The sequence below is a fragment of the Pseudomonas sp. B23(2017) genome, from assembly GCF_002113725.1.
Lineage (GTDB): Bacteria > Pseudomonadota > Gammaproteobacteria > Pseudomonadales > Pseudomonadaceae > Aquipseudomonas > Aquipseudomonas putida_Z.
Window position 1 is genome coordinate 534,806 of record NZ_NEJM01000002.1, and the last position, 8,535, is coordinate 543,340.

7 protein-coding genes are annotated in these 8,535 nt (G+C 66.9%); all 7 read left to right on the top strand.

The window, feature by feature from the left end; genetic code table 11:
- The first annotated feature begins 22 nt into the window (after nt 1-22).
- Entirely contained in the window at nt 23-1,657 is a 1,635-nt protein-coding gene (locus CAG46_RS05705) for an ABC transporter substrate-binding protein (RefSeq protein ID WP_085614381.1), read from the top strand.
- Nucleotides 1,654-2,640: an ABC transporter permease gene (locus CAG46_RS05710; protein ID WP_084785341.1), complete on the top strand. Its 987-nt coding sequence runs from the start codon at nt 1,654-1,656 to the stop codon at nt 2,638-2,640. The genes CAG46_RS05705 and CAG46_RS05710 overlap by 4 nt, the downstream gene beginning before the upstream one ends.
- Nucleotides 2,637-3,500 carry an ABC transporter permease gene (locus tag CAG46_RS05715; protein WP_085614380.1) on the top strand — a complete coding sequence of 288 codons (864 nt, stop codon included), beginning with the start codon at nt 2,637-2,639 and terminating at the stop codon, nt 3,498-3,500. Before CAG46_RS05710 ends, CAG46_RS05715 begins: the two co-directional genes overlap by 4 nt.
- Nucleotides 3,497-5,209 carry an ABC transporter ATP-binding protein gene (locus tag CAG46_RS05720; RefSeq protein WP_085614379.1) on the top strand — a complete coding sequence of 571 codons (1,713 nt, stop codon included), beginning with the start codon at nt 3,497-3,499 and terminating at the stop codon, nt 5,207-5,209. The genes CAG46_RS05715 and CAG46_RS05720 overlap by 4 nt, the downstream gene beginning before the upstream one ends.
- Before the next feature lie 273 nt (nt 5,210-5,482).
- Nucleotides 5,483-6,694 carry an acyl-CoA dehydrogenase family protein gene (locus tag CAG46_RS05725; protein ID WP_085614378.1) on the top strand — a complete coding sequence of 404 codons (1,212 nt, stop codon included), beginning with the start codon at nt 5,483-5,485 and terminating at the stop codon, nt 6,692-6,694.
- Nucleotides 6,691-8,073, top strand: a complete 1,383-nt coding sequence (locus CAG46_RS05730; protein ID WP_085614377.1) for an MFS transporter — start codon at nt 6,691-6,693, stop codon at nt 8,071-8,073. Before CAG46_RS05725 ends, CAG46_RS05730 begins: the two co-directional genes overlap by 4 nt.
- Before the next feature lie 159 nt (nt 8,074-8,232).
- Nucleotides 8,233-8,535, top strand: a 303-nt coding sequence (locus CAG46_RS05735; protein ID WP_143493339.1) for an aldo/keto reductase, incomplete at its 3' end; no start/stop codon positions are given.

Sequence of the window (8,535 nt, forward strand, 5' to 3'; positions counted from 1 at the left end):
CCCAGTCACCGCAGGAGCGCCCTTGAACACACCCATCCTCCCCCTGATCCCGCTCTGCACCGTACTGGCCTTGCTCGGCTGCAAGCCGAACGAGCAGCACACGGCGCAAAGTACCCAGCCGCAGCAGGGCGGCACCTTGGTCTATGCCACCGACCGCGAGCCCACCTGCCTGGACCCGCATGTGGCCGGCGACATGCCGCAGGTTTTCATTGCCCAGCAGTACCTCGATTCGCTGGTGTCGATGGACAGCAACGGCCAGATCGGCCCCTGGCTGGCGACAAGCTGGGAGGTTTCGCCAGATGGCCTGCGCTACACCTTCCACCTGCGCCGCGACGTGCAATTTACCGACGGCACACCGTTCAATGCCGAAGCGGTCAAGGCCAACCTCGACCATATGGCCAACCCCAAGACCCAATCCAGTACCGCCGGTGGCTACATCCGCCAGTACCGCGGCACCAAGGTGCTCGACACCTACACGGCCGAAGTCACTCTGGCGACGCCCTATGCGGCTTTCCTCGAAGTGTTGGCCCAGGGCTTTCTCGGCATCCAGTCGCCCACCGCATTGCAACGCAGCCGTGACCAGAACTGCGAAAGCCCGGTTGGCAGCGGGCCGTTCAAGGTGGTGCGCTGGGACCGGCAGAATCAGGTGGAGCTGGTGCGCAACCCGGCCTACAACTGGGCGCCACCTACCGCACGCCACCAAGGCCCGGCGTACCTGGAACGCATCGTCTGGAAGTTCATCCAGGAGCCGTCGGTGCGCTTCGCCTCGCTGCAGGCCGGTGAGGTCGATGTGATCGAAGCATTGCCACCAGAGTCGCACGAAGCAGCACGGCGCAACCCGGACGTGGAACTGATCATCGCCCAGCGCCCGGGCAACCCCACCAATGGCACCTTCAACCTGCGCCGTGCGCCATTCGACGACATCCGTGTACGCGAGGCCTTCGTTCGCAGCGCCGATGTCGAGGGTGCACTGAAGAGTGTGTACTTCGGCGAGTTCCCCCGCGCCGGTGGCCCGCTGAGCTTGGCCACGCCGTTCTACAGCGGTGACTTCGAGCGCAGCCAGGACTATGACCCTGCCCGCGCCGCCAGGCTGCTCGACGAGGCTGGCTGGACCGGCCGCGACAGCGAAGGCTACCGCACCAGGAACGGCCAGCGGCTGCGCGCCGTCGTGCTGATCGGCGCGCGCACGCCGCCGTCGGAACTGACCCTGTGGGAGCAGGTACAGGCCACTACCCGGCAGGCCGGCCTGGAGCTGGTGCTGGACCAGATGAGCGATGCCCAGGTCACCGCCCGCCAGGCCGCCTGGGACTATGACATCCGCACCGGCTACTGGAACACCAACACCCCTGACGTGCTGCGCATCATCTTCACCACCGCGTTCGTGCAGCCAGCCGGGGTTGGCGGCTATCACCAGAACTCCTCCGGCTACGCCGACCCGGGCTACGACGCACTGCTCGACAGTGCCCTGGCCACCCAGGACGCGGACCTGCGCCGCCAGCGCTACTTCCAGGCACAGCAACAGGCCGCCGCGCAGTACCTGCAACTCACCACGTACCCACAAAGCACGCGCCTGGGTATCTACAAGACTGCCCATGGCGTGCGACTGGAACCTTCGCTGGCGGTGACCTACCTCTACGACGCATGGGTGAACAAATGACTACGACGACACTCGCAGTGACCGACCCGCGTCGCGAACGCCTTGCCGCCCTGGGCCGGCGCGCCGCCATCCGCCTGGCCGGTGGCGTGCTGGTGCTGTGGGCGGTGGCGACCCTGACCTTCTTCGCACTGCGGCTGATGCCGGGTGACCCGGTGCTGGCGATTCTCGGTGGCCCCAGTGGCAACCCGACGCCGGAAGCGATTGAAGCCGCGCGCGTGGAGTACGGCCTCGACAAGCCGTTGGCCGTGCAGTACGTGTTCTACCTCGGGCGCCTGCTGCAAGGTGACTTGGGGGTGTCCTACTCGCAGCACCTGCCGGTCACCCGTGTGCTGGCCGAGCAGGGCGGGGCGACCTTGGAACTGACCATCGCCGCCCTGCTGCTGGCCTGGTTGCTGGTGCTGCTGCTGACAGTGGTCACCGCCGGGCGCGGCAGGCTGGTCGGCGGTATCGCCTCGCTGGCGGAAACCCTCAGCGCGGCGCTGCCGCACTTCTGGCTCGGCGTGGTGCTGCTGGCGGTATTCGCCTTCGGCCTGCGCTGGTTCCCGCCGGCCGGTAGCGACAGCTTCGCCAGCCTGATACTTCCGGCGTTTTCCCTGGCGATTCCGTTGGCCGGTTTCATTGCCCAGGTCACCCGGGAGTCGCTGGAACTGACCCTCGATCAACCCTTCGTGCTCACCGCCCGCACACGTGGCCTCAGTGACCTGGCCGTGCGCTTTCGGCACGCCTTGCGCCATGCCTTGCTGCCAGGTGTGTCGCTGTCGGGCTGGGCCATCGGCGCGCTGATCAGTGGGGCGGTGGTGTGCGAGGTGATCTTTTCCCGCAAGGGGGTGGGCCGCCAGCTGTACCAGGCGGTGCAGGCCCAGGACCTGCCGCTGGTGATCGGCATCAGCCTGGTAGTGGCGGCCGGCTATGTGCTGGCGAACATTCTGGTCGACCTGCTGTACCAGTGGATCGACCCTCGGCAGCAGGAGGCTGCAGCATGACAGACCTGACCCATGGCCAAGTGCTCGCGCCATTGCGCCGGCAGCGCCAAGTGAAACTGCCGCCGTTGGGCGCAAGCCTGGCGATCCTGTTCCTGTTCGCATTGCTTCTGGCCGCGTTGGCGCCGGGGCTGTTCACCCGCATCGACCCACTGGCCATCGTGCCGCGAGAGGCTTTCCAGCCACCCAGCTGGGCGCACTGGCTGGGCACCGATCAGTCAGGCCGCGACATCTTCGCGCGGATCATCCACGGCGCCCGCCAGAGCCTGCTGATCGGCCTGGCGGCTACGGCCATTTCCATGGTCATCGCCATCGCCCTCGGCCTGCTCGGTGGCCTTGGCGGCGCACGCGTGGACCGTGCGGTGGGCTGGTTGCTGGAAGTGCTGTTCGCCTTCCCCAGCCTGGTGCTGGCGCTGCTGTTCGTGGCGGTGTTCGGCAGCGGTGTCGGCCCGTTGATCGTCGCCACCGGGCTGGGCGGTGCGCCGGGGTACGCGCGCATGGTCCGTGGCCAGGTGCTGGCGGTACGCAACGCCGGCTACATCGAAGCGGCGCGGGCGTTGGGGCACCCGACTTCGCGCATCGTGCTGCGCCAATTGCTGCCCAACGCCATGCGCCCATTGGTGGTGACGCTGACCATGGGCGTTGGCCAGGCCATCGTCTGGGCCTCGGCGCTGAGCTTCCTCGGCCTGGGCGCGCGGCCGCCGGCGCCGGAGTGGGGGACCATGTTGTCCATGGGGCGTGACTTCATCGCCAATGCCTGGTGGCTCACCTTCTTCCCTGGCCTGTTCATCGTCCTCACCACCCTGGCGACCACCGTGACGGGCCGCTACATCCAACAACGCCTGGAGGGGCGCCTGCCATGAGCGACAAGACCTTGATCGTCGAAGGGCTGAACGTGGCCTTTGATGGCGCCAGCGTGGTCCGTGATCTGTCCTTCACCTTACCGCCTGGCCGTTGCCTGGCCTTGGTCGGCGAGTCTGGCTCGGGCAAGAGCGTCAGTGCCCGCTGCCTGGTCGGGCTGGCCGGAGGGCGAGCGCAGGTGAGTGCCCGTCGCTTGAGTTTCGGCGGCCACAACCTGCTCGACCTCAGCGAGCGCCAGTGGCGCGCCGTGCGTGGCAAGGATATCGGCTTCGTGCTGCAGGATGCGCTGGTGTCGCTGGACCCACTGCGGCCGGTGGGCAAGGAAATTCTCGAAGTGCTGCAGACCCACGGATACGGTGACCGCCATACCCGTACTGCGCGCGTGCATGAGTTGCTCGAACGGGTAGGCGTGCCGGATGTCGAACTGCGTGCTCGCCAGCGGCCCGGGCAGTTGTCCGGTGGCCTGCGCCAGCGTGCACTGATTGCCAGTGCCCTGGCCATGGACCCCGCGCTGGTCATCGCCGACGAGCCGACCACCGCGCTGGACGCCACCGTGCAGGCGCAGATTCTCGAAGTGTTCCAGCAGATCAAGGCCCGTGGCGCCTCGCTGCTGATCATCAGCCACGACCTGGCAGTGGTCGCCCAACTGGCCGATGAGGTGGTGGTGCTGCGCCATGGCGAAGTGGTGGAGCAGGGGCCGATGCAGCAGGTGCTGCGCCAGCCGCGTCACGCCTACACCCAGGCCTTGCTGGCGGCAGTACCCGCCGAGCACCCGCGCGGCAGCCGGCTGTCACCCGAGCGGGTTGGCGTGCGCAGTGAGCCGCGGGCACGCTCGCACAGCGACGTTTTGCTCGAAGGCCGTGGCCTGGGCAAGCGCTACCTTGGCCCGGACGGGCTGGTGCGGCAGGTGGTGCAGGGCGTCGACTTCACCCTGCGTGCCGGGCGTACCCTGGGCATTGTCGGCGAGTCCGGCTCGGGCAAGACCACCGTGGCACGCATCGCCCTCGGCCTGCTGCAGCCCGATGAGGGCGAAGTGCTTTATCGCGGGCAACCCTGGAACCGCCCGGCCAACGCCGTGAGCGAGGCAGTGCGCAGGCCGTTGCGGCGCGACATCAGCGTGATCTACCAGGACCCGCTGGGCTCGTTCGACCCGCGCTGGAGCGTGGCGCAGATTCTTGATGACGCCTTGCAGGTAGCCGGTGTCGAGGCACCAGCCAGGCCCGCACGTATCGCTGTGCTGCTCAACCAGGTGCGTTTGCCGGCAGATCTCGGCCAGCGCAGGCCGTTGCAACTGTCGGGCGGCCAGCGCCAGCGGGTGGCAATTGCCCGGGCGATCGCCAGCGAACCCAAGGTGATCATCTGCGACGAGCCGGTGTCCGCCCTGGACGTGTCGGTGCAGGCCCAGGTGCTCGACCTGCTGGCCGACCTGCAGGACGAACTGGGCCTGGCCTACCTGTTCATCTCCCACGACCTGGGGGTGATCCGCCATGTCAGCGACGACGTGCTGGTGATGCGCCACGGTCAGGTGGTGGAGCAGGCACCGGTCGAGCAGTTGTTCGATAACCCGGCCCACGAATACACCCAGCGCTTGCTCGGCGCAGTGCCGCGCCTGCCCGGTAGCGGCGCCGAACTGGTGGTGCCGCCGCTGGACCTGGAACACGAAGCCTTCGACCTGTTTGACGAAACCCGCCTGTGGAAGATCGCCATTTGAACTGAGACGCCAAGCCCTGCACCGAACTTGTGGGAGCGGGCGTGCCCGCGAACACCGGCGGAGACGGTGCCAGGCACCGTGTTGGATTCTTCGCGGGCATGCCCGCTCCCACACGCGGATCGCTTGCGCACTGAGTTCTCTGCGCGACAGCGCAGCCCAAAGGGCTGGGTAATCTCCCACAGGTGATAGCGCCAGCTTCAGGAAATTGGCAAGAGCGCTGCTCCCACAGGGCTCGGGCCGCCTAAACGAAAGATGTACTTAAAGGACTGAACCATGACCACATTTCAACGTTTCCCAACCCAGGCTCCGGCCACCAGCGTCGCGGAGCTGAAAGCCCGCATCGCAGCCCTGCTGCCCGCCATCGGCGCAGGCGCCGCGCAGCGCGAACGCGAACGCCTGTTGCCCCATGAGGCCATTGCCCAGCTTGCGGCAGCCGGGCTGTACACCGTGCGTATCCCCGGTCAGTACGGCGGCCCCGGCGGCACGGTCAGCGATGTGATCGAACTGCTGCTGCAAATCGCCTCGGTCGACTCCAACGTGGCCCAGGCCCTGCGCCCGGGTTTTGCCTTTGTCGAAGGCCTGCTGGCTTCACAGGCCGAAGGCGCCGAGCAGGAGCGCGAGCGTTGGTTCGCGCGCTATCTGCAGGGTGCGGTAATCGGCAATGCCGGCTGGGAACTGGGCGGTGCCAACGGCGCCATCGCCGCGCGCCTGGTGCGCGAGGGCGAGCATTTTCGCGCCAATGGCAGCAAGTTCTACAGCACGGGTGCGCTGTTCGCCGATTACGTCAGCGCCGTTGCCCTGGACGAGGACGAGCAGCCGGTTTCGTTCATCCTGCCGCGCGACCGCGAGGGCCTGGAGCTGGTCGACGACTTTGACGCCATGGGCCAGCGCCTGACCGCCAGCGGCACCACCCACTTGCGCAATGTGCGCGTCGAGGCCAGCGATATCCGCACGCGTACCGTGGAGGAGGGCAAGCGCACCATCGTCACGCCGTTCCTGCAGCTGTTCCTTGCCACCGTGCTGGCCGGTATCGCCCGCAATGCGCTGGACGACGCCACCCGCTTCGCCCGCGAGCATGCCCGCCCGATCAAGCACAGCACGGCCAGCCGCTCGGTGGACGACCCCTATGTAGAACTGTCGGTAGGCGATATCGCCGCCCGTGCCTATGGCGCTGAGGCCATGGTCCTCAAGGCCGCTGCAACCATCGACAAGGCCTGGGCCACGCAACTGGATGAAGCCGCCGTGGAGCAGGCTGCGATCGAGGTGGCGCAGACCCAGTATCTGGTCGCCGAGCTGGCACTCAAGGCTGCGCAAACGCTGTTCGACGTTGGCGGTGCCTCCACCACCGGCCGCCAGCACAACCTCGACCGCCACTGGCGCAACGCCCGCACCGTGGCCAACCATAACCCGCGCCAATGGAAGGCGGCGGTGGTCGGTGCCTGGCAGCTCAAGGGCACTCGCCCACCTGTCTCGGGGCTGTTTTGACTGCGCAGCCGGCCTTGTTGGCCGGCCATGTGCAAAGCCCCAAGGTCCCGGTGATCATCGGTGCCGCCTTGTTCATGGAGCTGCTCGACAGCACAGCGGTGATGACCGCCCTGCCGCAGATGGCCGCCGATTTCGGCGAGCCGGGGCTGCGCATGAATCTGGTGGTGTCGCTGTACATGCTTGCCCTGGCCCTGTGCGTGCCGGTCAGCGGTTGGGCCGCCGAGCGCTTTCGCCCGCGCCAGGTCATGTTGTCGGCGATGGGCTTGTTCACCTGCGCCTCGTTGGCCTGCGCCCTGGCCGATACGCTCTGGCAACTGTGCCTGGGGCGCATGCTGCAGGGGGCGGCCGGGGCATTGATGACACCGGTGGGGCAGGTGATCATCCTGCGTTGGTCGAGCCGCGAGCAGCTGCTGCAGGCCATGTCGTGGCTGGCCCTGCCGGCGCTGGTGGGGCCACTGGTCGGGCCGTTGCTCGGCGGTTTGCTGGTGACGGTGCTGTCCTGGCACTGGATCTTCCTGGTCAACCTGCCAATCTGCCTGCTCGGTTGCTGGCTGATCCTGCGCCATGTGCCGGATTATCCGGCACGGCCGGTGCCACCGTTGGACGTGCGTGGCTTGCTGCTCAGCGGCGGGGCCCTGGCCATGCTGGTGTTCGGCCTTGAAGCGCTGGGGCTGGGGCAGTTGCCGCATGCCTGGGCCATGGTGCTGGTGGCCGGTGGAGCAGCCTGTGCGTTGGGGTATCTGCTGCACGCGCGGCGACACCCCAGTCCGCTGGTGGACCTGTCGCTGCTGCGCCTGCGCAGCTTTGGCGTGGCCCAGGCGGGTGGCGGGCTGTTCCGTCTGGGTTCGGCAGCCCAGCCGTTCCTGATCGTGCTGCTGCTGCAGAACTGCCTGGGCTTGAGCCCGTTGGCGGCGGGGGGGCTGGTGGTCAGTGGTGGCGTCGGCGCACTGCTGATGAAGCTGCTGGCAGTGCCATTGGTACGGCGTTACGGCTATCGACGGGTGCTCAGTTGCAATGCCGTGCTCAGTGGTGTGGGGATTGCTCTGTGCGCCAGTTTCGATCGTGATACCGCTGTGTGGCTGATGGCTGCGGTGCTGTTCGCCGCAGGCCTGGTGCGTTCACTGCAGTTCTCGACGTTGGGGGCTGCCAGTTATCAGGACGTGCCCGGTGAGCGTTCGGCGGCGGCCAGTTCGTTGTCGGCGATGTCCGTGCAGTTGACCATGGCCATGTCGGTGAGCCTGGCAGGGGGGCTGTTGGGGATGCTGGCCGGGTTGGATGGGCGTAGCGAAACCTCGGTGGCAGATATCGCCACGGTGATGTTGCTGTGCGCTGTCATGTGTGGAATTTCCGGTTTGGTGTTCCGGCGTTTGGCCGACTAGTCATTGGGCGGGGCATGCATCAGTCCATCCCGGGGGTTGCAGGGTGTTGCATAAAAGGTCTCAAGTCGTTCGAAATATGACTTGGACGGTCTTGGTGGGTGGGGCATAGGATTGCAGCCACTGGAGTTCACAACCAACTCCCCCATCAGGAAAACGCACATGAACCTCAAATCCCTAATCGCCAACCCACTGGGCCACGGTGCCGCACCGCTGGGCAACATGTTCCGCAATGTTCCCGAGGCTGAAGTCCAGGCCACCATCGACGCCGCCTGGGCCAACGGTGTGCGCTACTACGATACCGCCCCGTTCTACGGCGCCGGCCTGTCCGAAACTCGCCTGGGCAACGCCCTGGTCGGCCGCCCGCGTGACGAGTACGTGCTCAGCACCAAGGTCGGCCGCATCATCCTCGACGAACTGGAAGACCCGGCAGCCCGTGAACTGGGCGAAAAAAGCGGCCTGTTC

Coding starts and splice junctions, on each gene's coding strand:
- CAG46_RS05715 (WP_085614380.1), top strand. CDS start 2,637: ATGACAGACCTGACCCATGGCCAAGTGCTCGCGCCATTGCGCCGGCAG.
- CAG46_RS05720 (WP_085614379.1), top strand. CDS start 3,497: ATGAGCGACAAGACCTTGATCGTCGAAGGGCTGAACGTGGCCTTTGAT.
- CAG46_RS05710 (WP_084785341.1), top strand. CDS start 1,654: ATGACTACGACGACACTCGCAGTGACCGACCCGCGTCGCGAACGCCTT.
- CAG46_RS05725 (WP_085614378.1), top strand. CDS start 5,483: ATGACCACATTTCAACGTTTCCCAACCCAGGCTCCGGCCACCAGCGTC.